22 protein-coding genes and 1 other RNA gene are annotated in these 25071 nt (G+C 41.9%); 4 read left to right on the forward strand and 19 right to left on the reverse strand.

All coding sequences use genetic code 11. The features are described 5' to 3' along the window. The 5 genes from RMZ42_RS04965 to RMZ42_RS04985 form a co-directional block, all read right to left on the reverse strand. A complete protein-coding gene (locus RMZ42_RS04965) occupies window positions 1–729 on the reverse strand; it encodes a hypothetical protein (protein WP_322670346.1) in 729 nt (242 codons plus the stop codon). 65 nt (window positions 730–794) lie between these two features. Further along, window positions 795–2942 carry a tetratricopeptide repeat protein gene (locus RMZ42_RS04970; RefSeq protein WP_322670347.1) on the reverse strand — a complete coding sequence of 716 codons (2148 nt, stop codon included), beginning with the start codon at window positions 2940–2942 and terminating at the stop codon, window positions 795–797. 415 nt (window positions 2943–3357) lie between these two features. Then, window positions 3358–4446: a Gfo/Idh/MocA family oxidoreductase gene (locus RMZ42_RS04975; protein WP_322670348.1), complete on the reverse strand. Its 1089-nt coding sequence runs from the start codon at window positions 4444–4446 to the stop codon at window positions 3358–3360. Window positions 4447–4562: 116 nt separating this feature from the next. Next, complete coding sequence (rnc, locus tag RMZ42_RS04980; RefSeq protein WP_322670349.1) at window positions 4563–5282, reverse strand: ribonuclease III; 720 nt, start codon at window positions 5280–5282, stop codon at window positions 4563–4565. Window positions 5283–5388: 106 nt separating this feature from the next. Beyond that, window positions 5389–5562, reverse strand: a complete 174-nt coding sequence (locus RMZ42_RS04985) for a hypothetical protein (protein WP_289798473.1) — start codon at window positions 5560–5562, stop codon at window positions 5389–5391. A 128-nt stretch (window positions 5563–5690) separates the two neighbouring features. On the opposite strand from RMZ42_RS04985, the gene RMZ42_RS04990 reads away from it, so the two are divergent. Then, window positions 5691–6074, forward strand: coding sequence for a hypothetical protein (locus RMZ42_RS04990; RefSeq protein ID WP_322670350.1), 384 nt, complete (start codon window positions 5691–5693; stop codon window positions 6072–6074). Window positions 6075–6222: 148 nt separating this feature from the next. On the opposite strand, the gene rnpB is transcribed toward RMZ42_RS04990, so the two are convergent. From rnpB to groL, 4 genes are all read right to left on the reverse strand, one after another. Further along, window positions 6223–6663: RNase P RNA component class A (gene rnpB, locus RMZ42_RS04995), an RNA gene on the reverse strand. A gap of 46 nt (window positions 6664–6709) precedes the next feature. Next, window positions 6710–7405: a hypothetical protein gene (locus RMZ42_RS05000; protein ID WP_322670351.1), complete on the reverse strand. Its 696-nt coding sequence runs from the start codon at window positions 7403–7405 to the stop codon at window positions 6710–6712. A gap of 65 nt (window positions 7406–7470) precedes the next feature. Beyond that, on the reverse strand, window positions 7471–8613 hold the full coding sequence (corA, locus tag RMZ42_RS05005) for a magnesium/cobalt transporter CorA (protein WP_322670352.1): 1143 nt from the start codon (window positions 8611–8613) through the stop codon (window positions 7471–7473). Between the two features lie 261 nt (window positions 8614–8874). Next, a complete protein-coding gene (gene groL, locus RMZ42_RS05010; protein WP_322670353.1) occupies window positions 8875–10548 on the reverse strand; it encodes a chaperonin GroEL in 1674 nt (557 codons plus the stop codon). A gap of 157 nt (window positions 10549–10705) precedes the next feature. Between groL and RMZ42_RS05015 the strand changes: the two genes are divergently transcribed. Further along, window positions 10706–11788 carry an MraY family glycosyltransferase gene (locus tag RMZ42_RS05015; RefSeq protein ID WP_322670354.1) on the forward strand — a complete coding sequence of 361 codons (1083 nt, stop codon included), beginning with the start codon at window positions 10706–10708 and terminating at the stop codon, window positions 11786–11788. Between the two features lie 61 nt (window positions 11789–11849). Here RMZ42_RS05015 and RMZ42_RS05020 read toward each other — a convergent pair whose 3' ends face one another. Together RMZ42_RS05020 and fabG are read right to left on the reverse strand one after the other, a co-directional pair. Beyond that, complete coding sequence (locus tag RMZ42_RS05020) at window positions 11850–12695, reverse strand: Rpn family recombination-promoting nuclease/putative transposase (protein ID WP_322670355.1); 846 nt, start codon at window positions 12693–12695, stop codon at window positions 11850–11852. A gap of 82 nt (window positions 12696–12777) precedes the next feature. Further along, window positions 12778–13524: a 3-oxoacyl-[acyl-carrier-protein] reductase gene (gene fabG / locus RMZ42_RS05025; protein WP_322670356.1), complete on the reverse strand. Its 747-nt coding sequence runs from the start codon at window positions 13522–13524 to the stop codon at window positions 12778–12780. Between the two features lie 766 nt (window positions 13525–14290). Between fabG and trxA the strand changes: the two genes are divergently transcribed. Together trxA and RMZ42_RS05035 are read left to right on the forward strand one after the other, a co-directional pair. Beyond that, complete coding sequence (trxA, locus tag RMZ42_RS05030) at window positions 14291–14608, forward strand: thioredoxin (protein ID WP_322670357.1); 318 nt, start codon at window positions 14291–14293, stop codon at window positions 14606–14608. A gap of 371 nt (window positions 14609–14979) precedes the next feature. Further along, a complete protein-coding gene (locus RMZ42_RS05035) occupies window positions 14980–15144 on the forward strand; it encodes a hypothetical protein (protein WP_322670358.1) in 165 nt (54 codons plus the stop codon). Window positions 15145–15552: 408 nt separating this feature from the next. Here the strand turns inward: RMZ42_RS05035 and RMZ42_RS05040 are convergent, their stop codons facing one another. From RMZ42_RS05040 to RMZ42_RS05075, 8 genes are all read right to left on the reverse strand, one after another. Continuing rightward, entirely contained in the window at window positions 15553–17472 is a 1920-nt protein-coding gene (locus tag RMZ42_RS05040; RefSeq protein ID WP_322670370.1) for an iron uptake porin, read from the reverse strand. Between the two features lie 551 nt (window positions 17473–18023). Further along, window positions 18024–18536 carry a hypothetical protein gene (locus RMZ42_RS05045; RefSeq protein ID WP_322670371.1) on the reverse strand — a complete coding sequence of 171 codons (513 nt, stop codon included), beginning with the start codon at window positions 18534–18536 and terminating at the stop codon, window positions 18024–18026. Between the two features lie 257 nt (window positions 18537–18793). Next, complete coding sequence (locus RMZ42_RS05050) at window positions 18794–19552, reverse strand: isoprenyl transferase (RefSeq protein WP_322670359.1); 759 nt, start codon at window positions 19550–19552, stop codon at window positions 18794–18796. Between the two features lie 44 nt (window positions 19553–19596). Then, window positions 19597–20535, reverse strand: a complete 939-nt coding sequence (locus RMZ42_RS05055) for a ferritin-like domain-containing protein (RefSeq protein WP_322670360.1) — start codon at window positions 20533–20535, stop codon at window positions 19597–19599. 198 nt (window positions 20536–20733) lie between these two features. Beyond that, entirely contained in the window at window positions 20734–21951 is a 1218-nt protein-coding gene (locus RMZ42_RS05060; protein WP_322670361.1) for an ABC transporter permease, read from the reverse strand. A gap of 39 nt (window positions 21952–21990) precedes the next feature. Further along, a complete protein-coding gene (locus RMZ42_RS05065) occupies window positions 21991–23460 on the reverse strand; it encodes an efflux RND transporter periplasmic adaptor subunit (RefSeq protein WP_322670362.1) in 1470 nt (489 codons plus the stop codon). A gap of 396 nt (window positions 23461–23856) precedes the next feature. Further along, complete coding sequence (locus RMZ42_RS05070) at window positions 23857–24498, reverse strand: Uma2 family endonuclease (protein ID WP_322670363.1); 642 nt, start codon at window positions 24496–24498, stop codon at window positions 23857–23859. Window positions 24499–24657: 159 nt separating this feature from the next. Beyond that, window positions 24658–24888: a hypothetical protein gene (locus tag RMZ42_RS05075; RefSeq protein ID WP_322670364.1), complete on the reverse strand. Its 231-nt coding sequence runs from the start codon at window positions 24886–24888 to the stop codon at window positions 24658–24660. Window positions 24889–25071 lie beyond the last annotated feature (183 nt).

Raw genomic sequence — 25071 nt, forward strand, 5'->3', positions numbered from 1 at the left:
TTATTTCAACCAATTTGGGTTATGTTCAAAAACAATTCGCCTTTCGATGCGATCGCTAGGTTCATCTCTTCGATCAATAAAAGCAACGTAGTGCAGTTCATAGCGCCCAGATAGGGCATTGCGACCATCCCAGGTAAAAATAGTTTCACCCTTTTTCGGGTTGGGGCGGGAAGTGCTATAGATTGCTGGTTGACCTTTGGAGAGGATTTCAAAGTTGGTAAATCTCACTCTGTCTTGGGAATAAAAGACAAATTCATACTTACCCGAAGTTTGCCCTAGAATAACTGGAACATACACAGGCTGGGAACCAAGATTATAGAATGCCACAGCGCGAAGGCTGTTAACTGGGATTTTTGCTTGCCTGAGAACGTAAGTATCCCAGCTAAAGCTGAAACGTGAACCATTATTAGACAATAACAAGTCATCCATTTGATAATGATAATTATCTCCCAAAGATTTCACTATTACTTGAGGATTTTTACCTCCATTGATGCGGGGAATTTGCACCGTAAGGGTTTTGTCAAAACTGGTTAAGTTTCGGGTAGCAATAGAAATCAGGTTCAAGCTATTGCCGCTTAATTCTTCTTCTTTGATACCTTCGCAGCGATTGGGTGGTTTACGGTGGATATAATCGGTAGATTTGGGGTTTCCTTCTGGGCAAGAAGCAGCAGCAGGAAGATGGCTGATGCTGAGGATTAATAGGCTGGCAAGAATAATTTTATAATTCATAGTTTATTCAAAGTTAAAGAAACAGAAAAGTGATGAATCACTTGTAGAGACGCGATGAATCGCGTCTATTTCATTTTCCAGGTAGACAGTTGTTTTTGAATTTCAGACATCGGATAAGCCAAATCTCGGCCTTCACCTTTTTTTTGGGCGAAGACAATACCTAAAAGTTGATTTTGCAAATCAATTACAGGACTGCCAGAATAACCGGGTTTGAGTACAGCTTGAGATATTTCTAATTGCTGGTTTTGATAGCTGATTTGTCCTGATTCCATAGACCAAGATTTATCTTCACCTCTTTGAGCAGAATGACCAATAACCCGAATGGGCATTTTCGGGGTGATGGCAGTTGAGGAGATGGGTAAGGGTTGGATATCTTCTGGCAGATTATCGGTAACTTCCAACACAGCTAAATCGATTTGTTCGTCTGTAGTCATTTTGAACAGCTTGGCATCTCGCCGCATTCGCACTCGGTTTGACGGCGGTGAACTGAAAAATTCAACCTGAATATTTTTACCCTGTTCATAGCCATCAAAAATAACATGACGATTAGTGAGGATTAATGTGCGGTTGCCTTCTCGGTGAATGACTACGCCAGTGCCAATCTCTGTTCCCTGGCGTTCCCTGATAGAAAACTCGGCAGTAATGCGTACCACAGAACGCTTAACAGGTACAGTTGGATCATCTTTAGGCAACCATTGGCGATCGTCTTCTACACTACCTAATTTATTCTCTTGCTCCCTCAATAACCGTCTTGCTTCTATATTGTTATTACTGGTATAGACAAACTTGGGATCAATTTTTTCTGCTTTGTCAAACTGGTCAATGGCTTCTTTTAGTTTCCCTTGCAGTAGGAACATTAAACCTAAGCCATTGTGAGCAACAGTATGAGCGCTGGTTAGGATTCCAAAATTATCGTCTGGTAATGTTAGGGCTTTTTGGTAGACGGCAACTGCTGCATCTAATTTCTTCTGATAATACAGGGCAATGCCGAGATTGTAGTAAGCATAAGCATAGTTAGGGTTGAGTTGAATTGCTTTTTGGTAGGCGGCAACTGCTGCATCTAATTTCTTCTGATAATACAGGGCAATGCCGAGATTGTAGTAAGCATAAGCATAGTTAGGGTCGAGTTTAATTGCTTTTTGGTAGGCGGCAACTGCTGCATCTAATTTCTTCTGATAATAAAAGGCATTGCCGAGATTGATGTAAGCATAAGCATAGTTAGGGTTGAGTTGAATTGCTTTTTGGTAAGCGGCAACTGCTGCATCTAATTTCTTCTGATAATAAAAGGCATTGCCGAGATTGATGTAAGCATAAGCATAGTTAGGGTTGAGTTGAATTGCTTTTTGGTAGGCGGCAACTGCTGCATCTAATTTCTTCTGATAATACAGGGCAATGCCGAGATTGTAGTAAGCATAAGCATAGTTAGGGTCGAGTTTAATTGCTTTTTGGTAGGCGGCAACTGCTGCATCTAATTTCTTCTGATAATAAAAGGCATTGCCGAGATTGATGTAAGCATAAGCATAGTTAGGGTTGAGTTGAATTGCTTTTTGGTAGGCGGCAACTGCTGCATCTAATTTCTTCTGATAATACAGGGCAATGCCGAGATTGATGTAAGCATAAGCATAGTTAGGGTTGAGTTGAATTGCTTTTTGGTAGGCGGCAACTGCTGCATCTAATTTCTTCTGCTCACTCAGGGCAATGCCGAGATTGATGTAAGCATAAGCAAAGTTAGGGTTGAGTTGAATTGCTTTTTCGTAGGCGGCAACTGCTGCATCTAATTTCTTCTGCTCACTCAGGGCATTGCCGAGACCATTGTAGGCAGTTGCTAAGTTAGGGTTAAGTTGCAAGGCTTTATGATGAGATGCTAATGCCTCCTCTGATTTCCCTTGAGCATTTAGCACATTCCCTATACCAACGTAAGCTTCGGCGTCATTAGGATTGAGTTGTAATGCTTTCTGGTGAGCTGCTAATGCTTCCTCTAGTTTCCCCTGTCGCCGTAAAGCATTTCCTAAATTGTTATAAGCTTTGCCATTATTGGGTTCAAGTTGCAAAACTTGACGCCAAATTGTCTCTGCTTGGGAATTATTACCCACTGTTTCGGCAGCGTCGCCTTGTTGAAATAGCTGTTCTATATTGTTTTGAGCAACTACAAGCTGGGGTGTGATAGCCAGAGATAGAGTTAAAAATAAAATAGTAAATATACGGTTGTGCATAATCATGCTAATACGTTCTCAGATTTTATCAAGACTCACGAAAAACTCGCCAAAAACCTGATGAATCTTTGAGACATACTCATGAACGAGCTTTTGAATTCCATTAATGAGCCTTTGAACTGCATTAATGAGTCTTTGATACTCGCGGACGAGTCTTTAATACTCGCAGACGAGTCTTTAATACTCGCCGACGAGTCTTTGATACTCGCCGACGAGTCTTTAATACTCGTGAATGAGTCTTTGATACTCGTGGACGAGTCTTTAATACTCGTGGACGAGTCTTTGATACTCGTGAATGAGTCTTTGATACTCGTGAATGAGTCTTTGAACTCCGTTGATGAATCTCAGAGCTTCGTGGATTGTAGTATAAAGGTCTAATTTGGAAAACTTTGGATAAGTTTTATTTAACGGAAAATTACAGTTGAGAGCAGTTGTTAAGAAAAACAGGTTTGCCGCCTTGCTCAAGAGATACTGTTAGTGCAGCAAGAATTTCTACTAACTGTGTGCCTACCCAGCCAGACGAAATCTCTGAGGGAGTATTGTTGAGAATAGAGACAACAAAGGAGGAGCAAACCCGCCCCAATGGTTCGCCTGTTTCTAATTCCAGCACCACCTGCCTTTGATTTACTGGAATAAATTGATTGCCTTGCTGTTCAAACTCACCATGTAGCAGGGTTAGGGGTGATGATATTGACATTTCATCAAAAATCAAGCTACCAAGGCTACCTACAATCCCCAGCCGTCGCTGTTTATCAGGATTCAGCCAGCACAAATGAATATAAGCTTGAAAGCCATCTGGGTATGTCAGTGTTACCCATACTAAATCAGCCAAACCTTGAGGCAGAGGAGAATTTGTATCTTTCTTTCCCTCTGCTTCCCTGCTTTCCGGCTCCCCTGCTCCCTGTAGCCACACTGTACCCGTTGCTTGTACTTGCACAGGAATTTGACCCAGCCAAGCGTTAAAGATAGCAATATCGTGAATAGCTAAGTCCCACAGTGCATCAACATCTTGCCGGACAGGCCCTAAATGCGTGCGGGTGGCGTAGCCATAGCGTAAATCACCTAATTTACCCGCTTGTACTACAGTTTTTCCTCGCTCAACTGCTGGGTGAAATAAATAAGTATGGTCAACCGTTAGTATTAAATGATGCTGCTCTGCCAACTGGCAAAGTTCCCGACATTCTGCTAGGTTGAGAGTTAGGGGTTTTTCTGCCAAAACATGGTATCCCTGTTGGAGAGCGTCTTTAATTAAAGCATAGTGGGTAGTAGCTGGAGTGGCGATCGCCACTCCTGTCAACCCTGGCACTGTCTTTAAATCCTGCCATTGGGTTGTTAATAATACATTTTTTTCTAAATTAAACTGCTGTTTAACCGCCGCTAATCGTTCTGGATGAGGGTCTACTACAGCAACTACATTTACTTGAGGATGTGCTAAGAAATTCCGTAGCAGATGCACTCCCCAACGCCCAACTCCGATAACAGCAATATTAATTTTATTTGTCATTAGTTATTAGTCATTTGTCATTTGTCATTTGTCATTAGTTATTTGTATACAAAGGACGAGGGACAAATTACCACTGACAATCAACTGATTATCGACTAATCACCCTTCTTTTTAGCTCAGGGTATTTGCGGTTTAGGTATTGCTAAAAAAGCTACTTTAGCTGCGGCTTGTTCGGCGGTTTTGATCGATCGCCCCTTACCAACTCCTAGTTTGTTTCCGTGCAGCCACACTTCAGCCAGGAAACGTTCTTGATTGCGATGCGGTTGAGTGATTTCCACAACCCGATACTCTGGTAAAACTTTAAATTGCGCCTGAGTCCATTCTTGGAGAGCAGCTTTGTAATTAAGTCTGGCAGGATCGAGGCGAATCTCTGTGGCTAGTTGGTGGAAGTGAGGATCTAGCCAAGAGCGAATCAATTCCAGATTTTGAGTACTTAAGTAAAGCGCACCCAAAACTGCTTCAAAAGCATCTGCCAGTCGTGACTCTAGACCAACTTTATCGGCGGTAGCACTGCCAGCGACTAGTAAGTATAACTCCAAACCATAAACTCTGGCCAATTGGGCGAGAATGCGATCGCTTACCAATACCGAACGAATTGCTGCAAAATCCCCTACTGGACAATCAGGATAATTTTCCCATAACACAACAGCCGACACCAGCCGCACCACTGCATCGCCAACAAACTCTAGCTGTTCATAATTTGCCGAATCAGAGACAGTGGGATGAGTTAGCGCTAAATCCAGCAGTTCCCACTTTATAGGTGCTTCTAGCGATAAACCAAATTTTTGGACTAAACTTTCAAGTTGCCGTTGACGGCGTGGATAGGCAAGGGGCATTACATGATAAGGGGAAGGGGGCAGGGGGAGCAGGGGAAGGTAACTAGCTATCTATATTTAATTTATATTCCTAAAGTTCTTGGACTATTACTCTAACAACTTTTTGTTACTTCTCTCTATCTAGCTTCTCTTGGATAGCTTGACGGCAAAATTCAGGAGGATCGTCTTTAGCTTTGACTTCTTGCTTCATTTCCTTGGTGACACGAAAATTCAATTGTTCTGTTAATTCCTTGCTTGGTTGGTTTCCAAAATTTTCAGGTTTACCCTTAGCTTTAGCCATTTATATAGAAACGTAAATATAGCTTGAAGTCGATGTTAACAACGGAATAGAGTTTAATTCGGTGGTGTTCGTGTCTTGCAAACTAGTTCACCACCGATTTCCACTTTTACAAGAGGTAACTCTATTTTATGTTTACGCGCACAGAATTAGAAGTTAAAAGCTTGAGAGCGTTACGCGATTTATGTCTGATACAGTACGGCATCCAAGCAATAGGAAACCCTGCCGATAAGGCATCCTACATTAATGCACTCCTGACCTTCCCTGTTATAGCCTGCAAGCAAGTGTCAGAAAATAAAGGATTGAAGCCTCCTATGCTTTCTCAAGTAGAAGCGCTAGAAGCGACACTAGAAGCTATGGGAACACCGACACCAGAGCAGTCAGCATTGCTCAAGGTGACGATGGAGGGAAGGAAGTTAGAGTACCCTGCACGTTACAGTCAAGAGAAACTGTTTGGACTCTATCGGGTTAAATGGCATTTGGATACAGCATTAGAGATATTGGGAATGCTTTAAATGCTTTAGATGATGAATTAGCGATGTCTACGACGAGCTTCTCTACGAGACGCTACGCGTAGCAAGATCCCAAAGGGTACGCTTACGCACAAAACCCGTACAAAAAATAATAGAGTACAAACCGTGAAAGGTTCATACTCCATTAAAGGGGAGAGAGCAGGACATAAGCCGGGTTCTGTTCTCTTGCGAGGGCAGTTATCTATCTGGGACGTTTGTTACCAAACGCCTCAAGCGGCTCTCATTGAGCGGAACTGGTAAAAGACCAACCGTAGTTCCTATCGCCTTGCTCCCAACCGGGGTTTACCGAGCCAGCACCTCTCGATACTGCTGGTGCGCTCTTACCGCACCTTTGCACCCTTACCAAATTTAGTTAGGAGTTATGAGTTAAGAGTTAAGAGTTAATAATTAATAATTCCTAACTCCTAACTCCTAACTTCTAATTCCTAACTTTTTTGGCGGTATCTTTCTGTGGCACTATCCTCACGATCGCTCGCACTGGACGTTATCCAGCAAGTTTGGTCTTTCGGGAGTCCGGACTTTCCTCAAACCAGTAACTATGACCGATCTGCAACCGCCTGCGCCTACTCTCTCCTTAAATCCAGTGTACCCGGTTAACACAAGGGGTTGACAGGTTATTACTTTTTTTTATTCCAGGGTAGAGCGTAAGTCCAAGGTAGTTTCCTGACTGTGAAAGGACAATTGATAATGCTAATGGGAGGAAAATCACGACCTGGAGCTAGACCTAGACGCACTTCAGATATCCTCAACACTAATTGCAGAGAAAAATCCAACTCTTTTTTTCTGTTAATAAAATCGTTGTACAACTTTTTTTGCCCTTTTTGTAGCCCATTGATATCAATTAATGGTTTTTTTGCTAAATAGGTTCCAGCTACTTGATCGCGCTGGAAAACATCTTCTGCTGTCACTGTTTCAGAAAGTGTTTTCTTGGGAGCAATCAGGCTAGGACTTTGGGGTACTGCTAAGTCGCGGGTTAAGTCTGGTGATTTCCGAATTACGCGGCGCGATTGCTTACTATGTTCAACAACTAAAGAACTATTGTCCCAGTCAACGTATACGGCAACATTATCTGATTTATTTTCAATGCTAATTCCTAAATCTTTCAAATCGTCAATTGGGTATGAAGATTTGAGTTTAAAGGAAATTCCAATTTTATCGTCGAGATTTTGTTCTTTGAGTTGTTCGTCAACGGTTCCTTTTTTAAACTCAAATTTTACTTGGTCATCGATGGATTCAATCATGCGGTTGAAAACATAAGAGACACCGATAATATAAATCGTCAAAACTACTAAATTTTGGTCGCTACTCCTCATAACTCAAAAATCTTAACTCCCGGTGCTAATGAATATATATTTGACTCATCGCTAATCTACAATTTTTAATTGCGCTTGATTTCTACAGAATTTTGCAGCCACCCTCTTCGCCAAAAAAAGAATAGCAAACTAAATGCGATCGCTAACATCAATGCCCAGCAAAGTGGATAGCCCCAATACCAATTCAATTCAGGCATATTATATGGTGATTTCTCAGTATTGAAATTCATACCATATATTCCGGCCACAAAAGTCAGGGGAATAAAGATCGTTGAAACTATCGTTAGCACCTTCATGATTTCATTCATTTTATTACTTACTGCCGAAAGGTACACATCCATTAATCCAGATGATAGTTCTCGGTAAGTTTCTACCATATCCATCACTTGCACTGTATGGTCATAACAATCTCGCAGGTAGATTCGCACTTCTTCAGAAATCAAATCGGGAGCATCTCGAATTAAGGAATTAATTGCATCCCGCTGGGGCCAGATAGCACGACGTAGTTGCAGTAATTCTCGTCTAATTTGATAAATATTTTGCAGTGTTTGGGGAGTAGGTTTAACTATTACTTCCTCCTCTAATTCTTCGATTCGTTCGCCATAAAGCTCTAGCACTGGGAAAAAGCCATCAATAATTGCATCTAATAAAGCATAAGCTAAATAATCTGCTCCCTGTTTACGGATGATACCTTTGTTTTTTTCAATTCGCGATCGCACCGCTTCAAAGCAATCATGTTCTGGTTCCTCTTGTACTGTCAGTAGATAATTTTTTCCTAATATCAAACTCACTTGTTCGCTATAAAAACCACATGTTCTTTCCTTTGGTACTACCATCCGGGCAATGAAAAGTAATTGATCTTCATAATCCTCTGTTTTAGGACGCTCCGGTACATTAACTACATCTTCTAAAACTAGAGGATGTAACTTAAAAATGTTACCCAATCGTTGTAATATATCTTGACTACCTAAACCTTGTACATCTACCCAAGAAACCGATTCCGATTCCAGATAAGAGACACACTCCTCTGGAGTTTCTATTTGTTCGCGAATGAAATTGGTTTGGTTATAGTCAATCAAAAAAATTATTGGTGGTGGAGCATCTGCATCAATAAAAATGGTTCCAGGTATAGTCCCTGGTTGGTGATGGAACTCGTCTTCATATAGCTTGGTGAGTATTTTAGGAAGGCGACGTAATTTTCGTGCCATGCAATATTACCTAATAGTCATTTGTCATTGCTCATTGGTCATTTGTCATTTTTCATTAGTAAATAACAAAGGACATAAAAATAACTTACATAACTTAGACGTTATTTTGCAAAAATTAATATAAAGAGGTCATCACCCAGATTTTATCTGACGAATTACGAATTGGTATAACATATTGCCTTTGAATCAGCAATGCTACAAAAAACAGTTTGCCTTGGCAAGACAAACTGTTTAAAAAATATTTATCTGGGTCAGCAGAAATTAGAACATACCCATGCCGCCCATGCCACCCATACCGCCCATACCGCCCATACCGCCCATACCGCCCATATCAGGGGCAGGAGCAGCGGATTTCTTCTCTGGCTTTTCAACAACGATCGCTTCGGTGGTTAAGACCAAACCAGCAATGGAACCAGCGTTTTGCAAGGCTGAACGCACAACTTTGGCAGGGTCGATAATACCAGCAGCAATCAAGTCTTCAAATTCGCCAGTAGCGGCGTTGTAACCAATGTTGAAGTCGCTATCCCGGACTTTCGAGACAATTACAGAACCTTCAGCACCAGCGTTGTCTGCTATTTGGCGCAAGGGGGCTTCTAGCGCTCGTTCGACAATATCAGCCCCAATTCTTTCTTCGTCATTTTCTAGGGTGTTTTTAATCGCTTGTACTGCCTTAGCTAAGTGAATTAAGGTTGTTCCACCACCAGGAACAATACCTTCTTCCACAGCAGCTTTAGTAGCGTTGAGCGCATCCTCAATCCGCAGCTTACGGTCTTTGAGTTCGGTTTCGGTTGCCGCACCCACTTTAATCACTGCCACGCCGCCAGCGAGCTTGGCGATGCGTTCTTGCAGTTTTTCGCGATCGTACTCAGAATCAGTTTCTTCTAACTGTCTGCGAATTTGACCAATCCGCTTTTGTACCTCTGGCTTGGTGACACTACCAGCAACAATTGTGGTGTTTTCTTTGTCAATGGTGATTTTGCGGGCAGTTCCCAACGCTTCTAAAGCAGCCGTATCCAAGCTTAAACCGATTTCTTCAGAAATCAACTGTCCATCGGTGAGAATCGCAATATCTTCTAACAAAGCTTTGCGGCGATCGCCAAACCCAGGCGCTTTAATTCCAGCTACGGCTAGTACACCGCGCGCTTTGTTCACCACCAAAGTTGCCAAAGCATCACCTTCGACATCTTCAGCGATAATTAGCAAAGGCTGACCAGAACGGGCAACTTTTTCTAAAATTGGCACTAAATCTTGGATGCTGCTGATTTTTTTATCTGTCACCAAGATTCGGGCGTTTTCAAATTCGACGATTTGCCGTTCGTTGTTGGTGACGAAGTAGGGAGAAATATAACCCCTGTCAATCTGCATCCCCTCAACTACTTCTAGTTCAGTTGTCAGGGATTTAGATTCTTCAACGGTAATTACACCATCTTTGGTGACTTTTTCCATTGCTTGAGCTAACATTTGACCAACTTCTTCATCGTTACCAGCAGAAACAGTGGCAACTTGAGCGATCGCACTTCCTTCTACTGGCTTGGCTATTTTGGCAATTTCTTCTACCAATGCCTCAATAGTTTTGTCGATCCCGCGTCTCAAGCTCACAGGGTTACTACCTGCCGCAACGTTCTTCAAACCTTCTCTAATTAAGGCTTGTGCTAAAACTGTGGCGGTGGTTGTCCCATCTCCAGCGACATCTTTAGTTTTTGAGGCCACTTCCTGGATGAGTCTTGCACCAGTATTTTCCAAAGGATCTTCTAATTCAATTTCCTTGGCAACAGTGATACCATCGTTGACAATTTGAGGTGCGCCAAATTTTTTCTCTAAAAGGACATTGCGACCTTTGGGCCCCAAGGTGATTTTTACGGCATCGGCAAGGGCGTTAACACCCCTTTCTAGAGATCGCCGCGATTCCTCGTCAAATGCAATAATTTTCGCCATGTTTGATTTCTCCAGCGCTTCCATTAGACAATTTAGCACTCACAGCGCCAGAGTGCTAATCTCTCAAGCGGCTCAAGTTACAAATGGAAATAAAAAAATTGATTAATATACAGGTGATGCTCATATTAGATACTGGCAGTAATGCTTGAATTGGGAGATGAATCTAGACAACTCCCTTAAGTCCCTTGGTATTGCCGACCCTAGCGGCACCGGCTGGTTGGCAGTAGTATTTACGTTCCTCTTGGCTTGGCTTGTAACTTGGCGTTTAATTCCGACAGTACGCAAATTCGCCTTGCGGGTAGGTTGGGCTGACCAACCCAACGCACGGCGACTCAACCGAGAACCTTTACCCAATGCCGGGGGGCTGGCTATCTACGCGGGCGTGATTGCCGCGCTGGTATTAGCTAGCCTTTTACGACCGATCGAACTCCAAAACGTATTGGCTCAGGTGCTCACTATTCTGTTGGGGGGTTCGATATTAGTCCTGGTGGGCTTTATTGACGATCAGTTTGGCTTACCGCCCTCTGTGCGATTGTGGGCGCAAATTGTCACGGCACTTTTGCTGGTAGCTAATGGTATCAGTGTCAAAGTCCTGTTTGGCACTCCCATCGATTCACTTCTGTCCATGTTGCTAACAGTACTATGGGTAGTAGGGATTACCAACGCCATCAATTTGATGGATGGTATGGATGGCTTGGCAGGAGGAATTAGCTTTATAACCGCTATGAGTTTATTGGGCGTTGCAGCTCAATTTAACAATCGTGCTGCGGCAATCTTAGTCCTCGCAGCTTTGGGAGGTGCTGCACTAGGATTTTTGCGCCATAATTTCCATCCATCACGAATTATTATGGGTGATGCCGGAGCATACTTTTTTGGTTATGTGTTGGCAGCAACTAGTATTTTAGGGAAACTGCAACAAAACACAATTTATGCGCTAATTCCCACGGTTTTATTTCTATTATTACCGGTGCTAGATACCACTCAAGTATTTGTGCGGCGGCTACTAGCAGGAAATAACCCTCTGAGTACTCCTGGCAAAGACCACCTGCACCACCGCTTACTTGCTTGGGGACTCTCCCAGCGCCATGCTGCGTTTACCCTTTGGTCAATTACCTTAGTTTTCAACTTGCTAGCGATGAGAATACAAGGTATGAGTTTGGCTGTGATGCTGACAACCGCCAGTAGTATTATCCTACTTTTGGGCTTTACAGTCTGGCAAAGGATACGCCAACAGCCTTAGTTGCTTGTAGGGTCGGCATTGCAGTGCTAGCCCTACTATGTTTATTCAATTCACCAAAAATTCAAGCTTGAGTTAAATTGTCTTGCAGCCAAACAACTAAATCTCCTTCTGTGGAAAAATCCAACAGTGCCTCGGCTAGATTTTCAAGCTGTTCGATAGATAACTGGCTGATGCGCTCTGACAATTGCGGATTCAAATTACCAATGCGTCGTCGTAACTGGCGCATGACTAGCTCTAGAGTTGTTTCCTGCTTGAGTTCCTCATAAAGTCTAGTCGTTTTGATATCAAAATCACCGAGTCCAAACATTTTTACCAACTCCTGACGACTGATACGCGGTAGTTTGTAAACTACAATTGTTTCTATTAAATCTATCACTTTTTTTTGAAGTGCTTTATCGCTCAGTTCCGAACGTGTCTTTGTAATCAAACTTTTGACTAATATGGGAGTTTGTTTTTTATTTACAACTACTAATTTGATAATACCAACTCCTAAGGAATATTCAGTTACTTCTCCAAGCTCGTTTAAATATAGCCTCGTTACAAGTTGGCTTTCGAGTAAGACTCGATACGGTTGGACTTGTGTTGGTTCAAGGCTGCGGCGAGGGAATATAACTACCGATCGCCAATCTGAAGTAGGTGCGTAAAGTCGTAAATACAGAAATATTTCTGAAAATAAACGAGCATAAAATTCATTATCTTTTTGAAATTGAACCTCTACAAAATAAATCGGCTGATGATTAGTGTCAGCAACAGGAAGAAAGACCCCATCAATGCGAAATGCTGTTTGCTTTAATTCTACTGAAGCGAAATTATATGCATTTGCTTCTGATGGTTGCAGATTAATTAATTCAAAAAAAGCACTGGGAAAAGTTTGAAATAAACGATAAAAAATAGAGTCTGTTTTCATAACTAATCTGTCAAATTTTATTTAATAAGTTCGTAGTTGGCGCTTTAGCGCCAACTACGAAAAATCGCTACCCTTCAACTATTTAGGCCATTACCATACCGCCATCGACGTTAAAGACTTGTCCAGTGATGTAGGCGGCGGCGGGATCGGCGGCGAGGAAGCGCACCATTCCTGCGACTTCTTCGGGTTGACCGAAGCGACCGAGTGGAATGTATTTCAGAATATCTTCGGGGTTGTTGAGATCGCTGGTCATGTCGGTGGTGATGAATCCAGGAGCGACGGCGTTAACGGTAATGCCACGAGTAGCGAGTTCTTTGGCAACGCTTTTGGTGAAACCGATTACACCTGCTTTGGCGGCGCTGTAGTTTGACTGACCTGGGTTGCCCATTTGCCCAGCCACAGAGGTAATGTTGATAATCCGCCCCGATCGCTGCTTCAGCATAATTTTACTGGCGGCGCGTGTACATAAGAAAACACCAGTGAGATTTAGGTCTATCACAGCTTGCCAATCTTCTGGCTTCAAACGCAAAAGCAGTGTGTCGCGGGTAATTCCTGCATTGTTGACCAAAATATCCACACGCTTAAACTTTTCTATGACGGTGTTAACGAGTGTATCTACTTGATCGCTTTTAGAAACGTCAGCTTGGATAGCGATCGCCTGACCTCCTGCTGCTGTAATTTCTGTTACAACTGCTTCAGCCGCAGCACTAGAACTGGCATAATTAACAACTGCGATCGCTCCTTGTGAAGCTAATTCAATTGCGATCGCTCGGCCAATTCCTCTTGATGCACCTGTGACAATTGCGACTTTATCTTGTAATAGCGTCATTTAATGTTCCTCAATCTTAGAAATACCGCGCTAATTATCTTATGGCGATTTCGGGAACATCTGAATATTGTCTGGATAATATCTAACTCTTGCGGGGTGATAATCTTGCTGTCATGCTGCAAGTTAGATAGCTAATAGATAAAGTTATATAGGACTCATATTTGATTTCTGAAAAAACTCAGTACACCTTTATTTCTATCTTCCCAGTCCCCAGTCCCCGATCTTTACGAGTAATCAGGAATCAAATAGGATTGCTATACGTCGTATTTAGCTAGATATAGCTATGCTGAATCAGACGCGCTAAAACAAGATCCTCACCTTCATAAAAGTTATCGAGAAGCTGCGATTTGCAATTCTCACAAATCAAATAAGATTCCTATATAACTCGAATAACAATAATTAACGTTTTACTCTGATTAAATATCTATAGTTACTTCTCTGTAAATAGATGAATAACTATAACTAATATATTTGCCTGACTAGATAGACTAGAAAGTGTTGCATCTACAGCCTTCGTAGACATCACTCTTGTGAAAGGCTCTATAATGATTTGGTCGATCGTGATAGGTTGAAATACATATTTAACACAGATGCACAACCTAACATAATATACGGATTTTATTATAATTATTTAAGATTTTTGGCTGCGAATCATTCTAATATTAACTAATCTAATCTTTTACTAACAAAAACCCATGAACCTATACCGATTTTATTTTATAAGAACTACTATTGAAACAAACAATTGAAAATCGGTGTGTGTCACATGGCAACGAAAAAGCAATTTAACAGTTTTGAAGATATGCTGTCTGCTTCTGATGTACCTGTATTAGTAGATTTTTATGCTGACTGGTGCGGCCCTTGTCAGATGATGGTGCCAATTTTAGAGCAAGTCAATGCCCAACTTAAGGATCGCTTAAGGATTGTCAAAATCGACACGGAAAAATACACAGATTTGGCTACTGAGTATAAAATTGCTTCTCTTCCAACCTTAGTACTGTTTAAGCAGGGTCAGCCTGTGGAGCGGATAGAGGGAGTGATGCAAGCACCGCAATTGGTGCAATATCTACAAACAAAGATTTAAGCTTACACTTAGAATTTTGATTTAAGTTCTTAGAGGCGCGAAATATCGCGTCTCTTTCAATAGATAGAGAATAATCTCCGTCCATATTAATCAAATCACTGTTTGGTTGAACTTCTAAAAGCCATAAGATTCCTATTTGATTGCGTGAAAAAACTCTGTATAACTAAGGCTGATTCCCTACTCTCTGCCTCTGGCGCTTACGCTGTACTTTGAGGATCGCGTAAGTAGGTTTCAAAAATAAAATCGGATTGCGATAAAACCTTAAGTAAATGTTAAGCATATTTACTTATATGTCTAGAGAAAGTAGTTTAGAAATTGAGAAGACTATATTGTATAGATATAACAAAGTATATTGACAAGTAAGACCATATATGAGTAGAAAGCAACAAAGACCTGACAAAGCCTATATTTGGGCGAATATTGATTTTGATAAGGTTAAAAATAGAATAGATGGGGTGACTTGCCAGATTGAGCGGGTTATACAAAAGCACCACCTTTCAAATCAAACTGCTAAATCAGGTAAAAGAAATAATTAGGTTATCTGTGGGGCGATATCGACGATGAGTTACACCTACACAGTTTATTTTTAATGTAGCCTGTACTTCGCCCATTCGGTAAGCTACTTCGACTGCGCTCAGTACAAGTCAGTCACCAACGTAGACATCAGATTAGTTTTGCACAACAAATTTTGGGCAATGGGACTATATTTTTGTCAAAAACCAAACAATATTATTCAATAAACATCCACCGAATTTCTACGTATTTATTAGTCATTATTTTATCTTCAACACTTTTTTTAAAGATGTGACTAATGGATAGCCAAAGCATCGGGGTGAGGTTCTTTATTGTTGATTTATGCTGCAAGAGGTCTACTGTGAATTTTGTTATCCAATCTCAAAATCCCCCAATTTCTTAGGGGATTTTGACTGCTTAATCTCAATCTCTTAAAATGTAAAAGTAGTCCGAAGTACGCCTACAGTCGTAGTCTCATTATTGCTGTTACCTTCTGGGTTAAATAGAACAAACGCACCAGGGGTAATGCTGATATTATCGCTAACTTGAAGGCGGTAATAGGCTTCCAAATGGTAAGGAGTCGCCCGATTCTCGCCTGTGGGAGTAAGTTGAGCAGAACCACCAGTATCGCTACGGAAAAGCGGCTGACCAAAAAGAATCCCGGCTGTGTTTCCTGACTTGAATAAATCTTTAAAGTGAATTCCCGCCATCCAACTTGTAAAGGTGGTGGAAGCATCCACGCTATTTGAAGCAGCATCAACAAATATTGCTGCACCGTAGCCAGATAAGGCTATCTTGGGAGACAATCGCCATGTTACCGTACCGCCAACAGAGTTGAGTGTGAGCGGTGTTCCAACTGCAACTCCTGATAAAGCACCGATATCACTACTAACTAATCCTGTAGCCAAAATATTGATTTCGTGATAACTGTGGGCATAGTTTAAACCAATATCAAAAGCAGGACTTGGCTTGAAGGTTAACTGTGTGGCAATAATACTACTACCACTAAATAAACCTGCTCCCAAAGGTGTAGTAGAAACTCCTGGTACTGCTTCAGCCGCAGATTTTTCCGGTAAATTGGCATTTACACTGCCGTATAAAGCTCTTAAATCAAAATTTGGCGAAATGTTAAAAATAAATCCCGCCGCCGATGCTAAACCAGTACCCGAAGTTCCACCAGAAACCCGTAGTACAGGATTCAAGTTGCCAAAACGAGATATTGACTCTTGTCCTTCACCATAAAAAGGCGTAATTGTTGGGAAAGCATCTGATGTCTCTGCCGCAGTTCCCGCAAACAAGGTTAATTTATTAGCCACGGGAAAGACATACAGCAATTTGTAAACCTGAACGCTGTTTGCGCCAACGCCCGACAAAGTATTGACATTTATCCCCGGAAATTGCGGCTCAAAACTGGTACGAGCGCTACTTGCACTCAAAAGTGGCGAAGCTAATCCTAAACCTTGTTGCAGGCTACCCTCTCCAGTGGCTCCACCCAAAAAATTATAGGCTTGCAATCCAGTAATTAATGAATCTTTACCAGTAAAGCTAGTGGTGAGATTTAACCGTACTCTATTGACTAAGATGATGTTCGGATCACTATCATTAGGAGCGCCACCGCTAGCACCAACACCAGCAATAATTACCTCACCATTGAGTTTGGTCGTAGTAGAAAACTGATTTGCTTCTAGTTCTGCTGTGCGAGCTTCTACAGCATCTACTCGACCCCGCAATGTTGCCAATTCCGCCGCAAATTGTTCTTGTAGTTTCTGCAATGTGGCTAAATCTTCTTTTTTGACCAAATCACCAGTTGCAGTCGCAATCAGTTCATTTATTCGCTCTAAACAAGCATTTAAGCCAGCAGCAAATTCATAGCGAGTCATCGCCCGATTACCGCGATAGGTTTGATTGGGATAACCTGCAATACAACCATAGCGCTCGACTAAAGATTGGAGTGCCTGAAAAGCCCAATCATTCGGCTGTACATCAGACAATTGTGATACGGATGTTACTTGTGCAAGTTTGTATGAGGTTGGAGATGAACTTGCAGGTTGTGGTGTGATTGGCTGCCATAAGTTAACAGCAGAATCTATTCCTAAATCTTGAATTTTTTGCTGTTCATTGACTGAGGGTAAGTTTTTTTGGCTCTCATTAGCTATCAGCAATTTACTGGAGATATTATTTGCTAAATCGCTTTGATGAGAATAATTATTTTCATAGCTGCCGTCATTTTGATTAACAGCTACGTTTTTATCTGCAATTTTTAAACTAGGAAGGGCTTGCACAGGTGATAACCCGACAATTAAACATAAAAATCCCATCCCACTAGCAAAAGCTAGTAGATATTTTGCCATCATGACTCCCAACACCTATAAAATAGTGGAAAAATTCATTGCGATTTTAAAATGGATTGATAAGTAAATTTAAAGTAGATTTAGCAAGAGAGTCTTGTCAACTTTAAATTTTGGATATCAGGATTTTTTCTGAATTAACTTATCAAAACGTCAGCTTATATCGCAGGTATTAAATTCTAGTAAATACTATTTTCGGAAAGAATTAACAAAACATCATATTGATAGTTTCTATAATTACGATAGCAATCCCAAATGATTTTTGAACAACGCATTGCGTAAAATGCTTGATTCATAAGCCTTATAAATTTTCTCTGTTCAAATATAAAAAATAATTGCTATATTGACAAAAGAATAATTTCCATAAGTCTGATTTTGTGATATATGAATATAGGTATTGAGCCGAGGATTTCGGCTCAATACCTAATAAAGAATAATTGACTCAAAAAAATCAAGAGGCTGCGATCGCTGCTAAATTTGGGTGTAGGCTAAGATTCAGCAAGAAAACAGCATATTGTAGTTCACGATTTCTCTGATTGAGATATTTCAAGTATTCAATCCCACCAATAGGCAACAACCACCGCATCACAATCTTGGTGAACATCCTCACCCCATAACGCCCCTTCCAATCTAGTTCTCAGTCGGCGCTTCAGGCGGAAACCATAATCTTCATTCGTGCCATCACTTACCTCTACTGAATCAGCTCGCCATTTTTTGCCCAAGTCTAGAAGCTCAGACACTTTTGTATCTTGGTTCTCTGTCAGAATGTACAGTGTATCGGCAGGATAGGCAACGAAATGAATGATGCTGGTTTCAGGCATGGGACGATAGTTTGCCATTGCAAGTAGGGTATCGACCATACCACCAAAGCTTAAACCGTTTTCATCTGGTGCAAAGATTGGTTTTGTGAATAGAAAGCTTGACCATAAATTTCTGTGGTTGGAAAGGTCAGTAATCACTTCTTTGCCATCAAACTCATTGAACCGACGCTGCCAAACCAAGCCAGCGAAGAGTTCTTGGGGAGAATAGGATTCCGCAATCGATTGGATTTTGCCTAAATCAAGCATCACATTTACGGTAAGTAATATTTTTAACAAAACATTTGTAACTACCCTTGCAGTTTATTTACCCAGTGCCTGCTATTCTTATAGTTACTTCGGTCTGTCATAGCAGATAGATTATCCTCGATAATGTTTTATTTGTGAGCGCTCATATACCATCGTGGTAATGTGGGTGCTTTTACTTTATCAACAAAGGCAGAAGGCAGAAGGAATATTGCCCTCTGCCTCCTGCCTTCTTCTGGTGATGTCTGGTGTTTGGTACACTAAGCTGATAATGAAGCTTTGACTTGACCAAAACGGCGATCGCGATTTTGATAGCTCAACAAAGCTTGATGAAATGCTTCTCGATTAAAATCTGGCCAAAGAATATCGGTGAAATACATCTCTGTATACGCCATTTGCCACAAGAGGAAATTACTCAATCGCATCTCACCACTGGTACGAATCAGCAAATCGGGTTCTGGAGTGTCTGCTGTGTAGAGATGTTGTTCTACAAGACTTTCATTCACTTCTTGGGCGCTAAGTTCGCCCTGTTGCACGAGTTGAGCTACTTGACGACAAACTCTGGTAATTTCGTTGCGGCTACCGTAATTGACTGCAATAGTAAAGTGGATTGCTTGATTGTTCAATGTCTCTGTCATTGAACGTTCCATTTCCATTTGTAGAGACTTGGGTAAAGCCGATAAATCTCCAATAAACGAGATACGTACTCCTTCTTGATGCATCTGAGCCAACTCGCGGCGTAGTAATCGCTCAAACAAATGCATTAGAAAATCCACTTCTTCAACAGGACGCTGCCAATTTTCTGTGGAGAAAGCGTAGGCTGTCAACGCTTTGATTCCCCAATCTTTGCAGCAACGCAATAGTTCTTTGAGCGTTCTTGCTCCTTGGCGATGTCCAGCAATGCGCGGTAATCCTCGACTGGTTGCCCATCGGCCGTTACCATCCATGATGACGGCGATATGTTGGGGGATTTTTTGGGGATTTAAATCTATGGGTAATTTTGATTTGTTATTTGTCATTTGTCACTTGTCCTTTGTCTTTTGTCATTTGTCTTTTGTTTTTACTAATGAGTAGTTTCAAATAAATTTTGTAAGTACTCTGGTGTGAGGGTGTTGTTCCAACTCCACAAGCGATGCATTGTGTAGGTGAAGGTAAATAGGAGAGTTATTTTGTTGGTTAATGACCAAGCATTCCAGTTGAGTGTACCCATCATCCGGCGAAGAGTACGCATGAGGTTGTTACGCTGATAGTTTAGCGATCGCGTTTTAATCAGGGTGCGTCCAATTCGCATCAACCCAGTATCAGGGAAAGCCCAGACTCCAAACCCCCAGAATTTGGTCATGTGGTTGATTTCATCCTGCGCTAGTTCCTCTAGAACATCTTGGAGTGCGCCTGTGGTGTGAGCCATCAACCAAATATAAAGACAAGTTGCACCGTATTCTGTGGCAATGCGGTGTAAACCGTGGCGATATAAGTCTTCGTGAGGATCATCTGTAGGGAGATAGCTTCTAACAGTACGAAGTTTTGGGGTAATTTTCTCGCCTGTTAATTGGGTGTAGACTTTGATTAATGCGGGTGTGTGCTGACGTTCTTCCTTTTCCCACAAACCAAGTTCTAGCAATTCGCCATCTTTACCGACAGTTCCACCAACAAACCGAGCCATCTGAGGATGCAATTTTTCCAAATACTGCCGACTGGTTTGGGTATAACCGCGAATGGGTGCTTCTGTATCCATCGCACCGATCAATATAGATAAAAATACCTCTGCGTCTAAGCCGATAATTTGATTGCGGTTAATTGTCTGCCAGTCGATGTGTTTCCAGGGACGCGGTTGGGGATTGGCAAACTGTATCGGTAAATCTTGCAGACGCTCGTGTAGTTTTTCGACTGCAATATATTTGTCTATGAGGGAACGAATGCGCTGCTGTGTTCGCAAGTAATGAGGACTGAGATAGCTTTGACCTGCTAAATCTTCTGCAATTGGGCTGAGGGTATTAAGCATATTTTTATACTTAAATTTTTATCTCTATGCCCAATAGCCTAAGCGATCGCACTATCGTTTGTCAGTCGGCTGAAGTCGGCAATTTTATGCGATCGGGTTGCAAAAGTCGGAGGAAAAGTTGGTTAGGGAACTCCAACAAATAAATTATCCAATCTTGTGAGGTAGTCCTCACAAGCACATTTTTGGGTTGGCAGACTACTAGGCACTTCTCAAAGCCACAATTGGGTCGAGTTTAGCAGCGCGACGTGCAGGAACAACGCCAAAGAATAAACCAATACCTCCAGAGACACCAACAGCCATAGTAATCGCTACAGGAGAAAGACTCGCTTCCAAAGGAGTCAAGGCTCCCACTAATAGGATGCCACTGATACCAACCGCAGTCCCAACTAAGCCCCCAGCCGCGGAAACAATCACTGCCTCAATGATGAACTGTAGCAAAATATCTTGCTCAGTTGCCCCGATCGCTTTTCGCAATCCGATTTCTTGGGTGCGTTCGGTGACGGAGACGAGCATAATATTCATAATGCCAATGCCACCAACAAACAAGGATATGCCGGCGATCGCAGCTAGCATAATTGTCAATGCACCTGTAATTTGACCGACAGTTTGCAAAGCATCTTTCTGGGTGCGAAGAGTAAAGTCATCTTCACCATTAATTTTGTGTCTTAGACGCAGCAAATTAGTAATTTGAAATTCTGCTGCATCCACGCTATCGGAATCACGAGCGGCAGCAACGAGATAATCTAAGGCAATACCATAAGGAGAATTTTTGCCCACAAGTCGGTTTGCTGATGTGGTGATTGGGATTAAGGCAGCATCATCATAATCTGCTCCCACGCTGGAACCTTTTGCTGTTAACGTCCCAATCACTTGAAAGCTGGTATTTCCAACTCGCAATTGCTGTCCTACAGCGTTACTATTACCGAATAGTTTTTCTGCCAAATCTCCACCCAGCACAACGACTTGGTTACTTCGCTTGATGTCTATCTCAGAGAAAAACCTGCCTTTAGCAGTTTCAAAATCCCGCACTGATAAAAAGGAGGGAGTTGTGCCAATGATGTTGACATCGGTATTTCTGTTGCGGTATGTAATTACCTGTCTTCTGTTTAACTCTGGTGCAACTCCTACTACTGTTGGTACTTGAGAAGCGATCGCATCCGCATCTTGCAACACCAGAGTTTTTGGCACTTCAAAGGAGATTCGCTGAGTTTCTCGATTACCTGGCAGTACAAATAGCACATTTGGCCCTAGTGACTCCAGCTGTTTATTAACGTATTTTTGCCCACCTTCACCAATGCCAATCATCGCAATCACCGAAGCGTTGCCAATAACTATACCCAACATAGTCAGGGCGCTACGCAGTTTATTCGATAGCAGAGTTTTCCCCGCCATATTCATGCTTTCAAGGAAATTCATATCTTATATAATTACGAATTACGAATTACGAATTACGAATTACGAATTATTCTGTTCTTTTGCCTTCTCAATTTTGTAATCTTTGGGTGGGTTAACAAAAATGCGATCGCCTGCTTTAACTCCCCCTAAAATCTGAGTTTGGTCTTGAATTTGTGCCCCGACTGTAACTTCGCGGAACTGGGGTTTATTCTTTGCATCGGGTACGAGTACGCCAGTTTTCCCCTTTTCGGTGACAATTGACACCGTTGGTAATACCAAGGCATTATTAACGCGATCGCCTAAAAAAGTTAGATCCACATTTAAGCCAGAACGCAGTTTATCTATGCCAGTATCGATAGCAACCCGCACCTGGAAGGATGTCACACCTTGTTCCACCACTGCTTCGGGAGCAATCAGACGTACATGACCTTTAAAAACTTGGTCGGGATAGGCATCAGCGACAATTTCCACCTGCTGTCCCTGTTTGATTCTGCCAAGATCGGCTTCGGGAACTTGAGCTAATATTTCTAAACCGCGTGCTACAGCAACAATTGAACTAGAAGTTGCCGATGCACTAGTAGAAGCAGAGGTAGTGGGTGTGACAAACGCACCTGGTTCGGCATACTTTTGGGTAACAATTCCTGACAGAGGAGCGCGAATAATAGTATCTTCCAACTGCACTTGTACACCCTTTAACTGAGCCTCAGCAGATGCTACAGCGGCTTGACGCTGGACAATTTCTTCAGAACGAGTTCCATCTTCTAACAGTACCAATGCTGCCCGTGCTTCGTTAACAGCGGCTTGGCGTTGGTCGATTTCTTCACTGCGAGTGCCAGTTTGGACTAACGAGAATCGTTTTTTAGCTTCTTCTAAATTGGCTCTAGCACTTTTGTCATCGCTGATGGCTTGATCGAGTAATTGTTTATTCTCTGCTCCCTGTTCGTATAGGTATTGATAACGCTTTACCTGTTCGCTGGTGTAATTCACCCTTGCTTGAGCTGCATCAACTTGGGATTGAGATTGAGCAATCTCTTGGGGACGATTACCAGCCTTAGCCGCAGCTAATTGGGCTTGAGCTTGTGCTAATCGGGCCCTCGCTTGAGCGATTTCTTGAGGACGACTACCAGCAAGGGCTTGGGCTAGCTGTGCTTGGCTTTGGGCTAAGTTAGCACGGTACTGGCTCCTTTGAGCCTCAATACCAGCGCTATCCATGCGGGCGAGAATTTGCCCTTGTTGAATGCGATCGCCTTGTTCCACGTATAATTGCGATAGCACTCCCGGATTCTTCGGACTAATATTTACGCTCTGAACTGGCACGACTTTGCCACTAGCTGTAATCCGCAACGTCACGTTTTGGGCTGCTACTGGCACAGTTAGTTGAGCAATATCTTCTTTGTTTGTCCCTTGGTTTACTAAAGTGTAAGTTGTTATAGTACCCACAACCAAAGCACTCCCCGCTATCAGCCCAATCAGCCAGCGCGATGGATACTTAACTTTGCCAATAACTGGAATTTCTATGTGCGTAGCCATATTATAGAAGCCTGTAAATCTTGCTGTATAAGAATATTTTTTAGTTAGAGGACAAGTGGAGAGTACGGAGTTGTTAAAGCTTTAGAATTAAATTTTTATGAGTTAACTAACAACTAGACGCATAATTAGCTTCACAGTTGCTTAATCTTACTTCATACTAGGCATTCGTATTTCTGTATGTCTTCACCTGAAAGGGTGACTTTAGCCACAGCATATTAGTGCAATTCTGAACTATTCGTGAGAAACAAGATCCCCGACTTTTTTGAGAAGGTGGAAATCTACGGCTGGCAATTCTCACAAATTAGATAGGATTGCTATAGTGCGATCGCGCTTTAATTGCTTTGTATCCTTTGTTTTTTCCCTACTCCCCATTCCCTACCGCAAAGCAGTTTGTAATTATTGCTGAAATTGGGTTAATAACCAAGCACCAACTTGAATTTGATTTATTTGACGAGTTCGCCCTAATGCATCGTTTAATAAAGAAATTGCTAATCCTGGTAATACCTGAGATTCTGTAATCCGCCTACTACCTTGGTTTTCAATAGCAAAAGCCATAACTTGGGCATTCTGGACATTTAAAATCCAGTATTCTTTCACTCCTAAATCTTCGTATAAAAGTCGTTTTTCACCTCGATCGTCAGCAAGTGAGGTATTAGCCACTTCAATAACTAAATCTGGTGGTGAATATATATCTAAATTGATGATAGAAGTGCCGTAGGGAATGACATCGGCATTTTCACCAATATAGTAAGACACATCAGGTTGAGCTTCCTTAAAGCCTGTTTTCCGATATGTACAATTATCCTTGGCATTTAGAGCAATGCCTTTAATGCTCGCAAATAAGTTAACAGTAAAGAGAATAATTGCATGGTCGCTGGCATGGTCATTCCCGATTGCGTAGATTTCAATCCTCATCTGTCCGTTGTGGTAGTAGCCCTTGGCTTTTTCGTAGGCAGGATTTTCAATTATTTGGATATATTCATCCCAAGTTGCTGTTATCCAGGTATCAGTTGCTAATTGGGTCTGTAATTCGCTCATAATATTGCGAAAGAGGAACTTTAACAACGATCGTACAAGTTTCATTTTCCAGCACTAAGCTGACAGCAAAGCTTTAACTGCATCATTGCTAACAATTTTTGTAGGGTGTGTTACGCCAGAGGCTAAAGCACCGATGGCCTACTTTAACAAAACCAGTCTTTAAGGCGGATGAACGAGTATCTGAGGTGGATGAACGGAGTTCTGAGGTGGATGAACGGAGTTCTGAGGTGGATGAACGGAGTTCTGAGGTGGATTAACGGAGTTCTGAGGTGGATTAACGGAGTTCTGAGGTGGATTAACGGAGTTCTGAGGTGGATGAACGGAGTTCCGAGGTGGATGAACGGAGTTCTGAGGTGGATGAATAAGTATATTTGTAATTTGTCTGGGCACAGCTTCTCATTCGCTCAAACCCATGTGCTTATATTGTAGGCTGTGTCTAACCTACAGTTGTAACTTGAGCAAGGGTTTTAGCTATGCAGTCTAGAAATTTATTTCTGGACGGTTAAACAACGCAGATACTTAGCTCGACTTTATCCATTTTTAATTCAATCAAGCAGCGTAAACAGCAATATC

This window comes from Nostoc sp. DedQUE05 (assembly GCF_034530955.1).
GTDB lineage: Bacteria > Cyanobacteriota > Cyanobacteriia > Cyanobacteriales > Nostocaceae > Nostoc.

Excerpts from the sequence above, each read along its gene's own strand:
- RMZ42_RS04965 (WP_322670346.1), bottom strand. The coding sequence starts at position 729 with ATGAATTATAAAATTATTCTTGCCAGCCTATTAATCCTCAGCATCAGC.
- RMZ42_RS04970 (WP_322670347.1), bottom strand. The coding sequence starts at position 2,942 with ATGCACAACCGTATATTTACTATTTTATTTTTAACTCTATCTCTGGCT.
- RMZ42_RS04975 (WP_322670348.1), bottom strand. The coding sequence starts at position 4,446 with ATGACAAATAAAATTAATATTGCTGTTATCGGAGTTGGGCGTTGGGGA.
- rnc (WP_322670349.1), bottom strand. The coding sequence starts at position 5,282 with ATGCCCCTTGCCTATCCACGCCGTCAACGGCAACTTGAAAGTTTAGTC.
- RMZ42_RS04985 (WP_289798473.1), bottom strand. The coding sequence starts at position 5,562 with ATGGCTAAAGCTAAGGGTAAACCTGAAAATTTTGGAAACCAACCAAGC.
- RMZ42_RS04990 (WP_322670350.1), top strand. The coding sequence starts at position 5,691 with ATGTTTACGCGCACAGAATTAGAAGTTAAAAGCTTGAGAGCGTTACGC.
- RMZ42_RS05000 (WP_322670351.1), bottom strand. The coding sequence starts at position 7,405 with ATGAGGAGTAGCGACCAAAATTTAGTAGTTTTGACGATTTATATTATC.
- corA (WP_322670352.1), bottom strand. The coding sequence starts at position 8,613 with ATGGCACGAAAATTACGTCGCCTTCCTAAAATACTCACCAAGCTATAT.
- groL (WP_322670353.1), bottom strand. The coding sequence starts at position 10,548 with ATGGCGAAAATTATTGCATTTGACGAGGAATCGCGGCGATCTCTAGAA.
- RMZ42_RS05015 (WP_322670354.1), top strand. The coding sequence starts at position 10,706 with ATGAATCTAGACAACTCCCTTAAGTCCCTTGGTATTGCCGACCCTAGC.
- RMZ42_RS05020 (WP_322670355.1), bottom strand. The coding sequence starts at position 12,695 with ATGAAAACAGACTCTATTTTTTATCGTTTATTTCAAACTTTTCCCAGT.
- fabG (WP_322670356.1), bottom strand. The coding sequence starts at position 13,524 with ATGACGCTATTACAAGATAAAGTCGCAATTGTCACAGGTGCATCAAGA.
- trxA (WP_322670357.1), top strand. The coding sequence starts at position 14,291 with ATGGCAACGAAAAAGCAATTTAACAGTTTTGAAGATATGCTGTCTGCT.
- RMZ42_RS05035 (WP_322670358.1), top strand. The coding sequence starts at position 14,980 with ATGAGTAGAAAGCAACAAAGACCTGACAAAGCCTATATTTGGGCGAAT.
- RMZ42_RS05040 (WP_322670370.1), bottom strand. The coding sequence starts at position 17,472 with ATGGCAAAATATCTACTAGCTTTTGCTAGTGGGATGGGATTTTTATGT.
- RMZ42_RS05045 (WP_322670371.1), bottom strand. The coding sequence starts at position 18,536 with ATGCTTGATTTAGGCAAAATCCAATCGATTGCGGAATCCTATTCTCCC.
- RMZ42_RS05050 (WP_322670359.1), bottom strand. The coding sequence starts at position 19,552 with ATGACAAATAACAAATCAAAATTACCCATAGATTTAAATCCCCAAAAA.
- RMZ42_RS05055 (WP_322670360.1), bottom strand. The coding sequence starts at position 20,535 with ATGCTTAATACCCTCAGCCCAATTGCAGAAGATTTAGCAGGTCAAAGC.
- RMZ42_RS05060 (WP_322670361.1), bottom strand. The coding sequence starts at position 21,951 with ATGAATTTCCTTGAAAGCATGAATATGGCGGGGAAAACTCTGCTATCG.
- RMZ42_RS05065 (WP_322670362.1), bottom strand. The coding sequence starts at position 23,460 with ATGGCTACGCACATAGAAATTCCAGTTATTGGCAAAGTTAAGTATCCA.
- RMZ42_RS05070 (WP_322670363.1), bottom strand. The coding sequence starts at position 24,498 with ATGAGCGAATTACAGACCCAATTAGCAACTGATACCTGGATAACAGCA.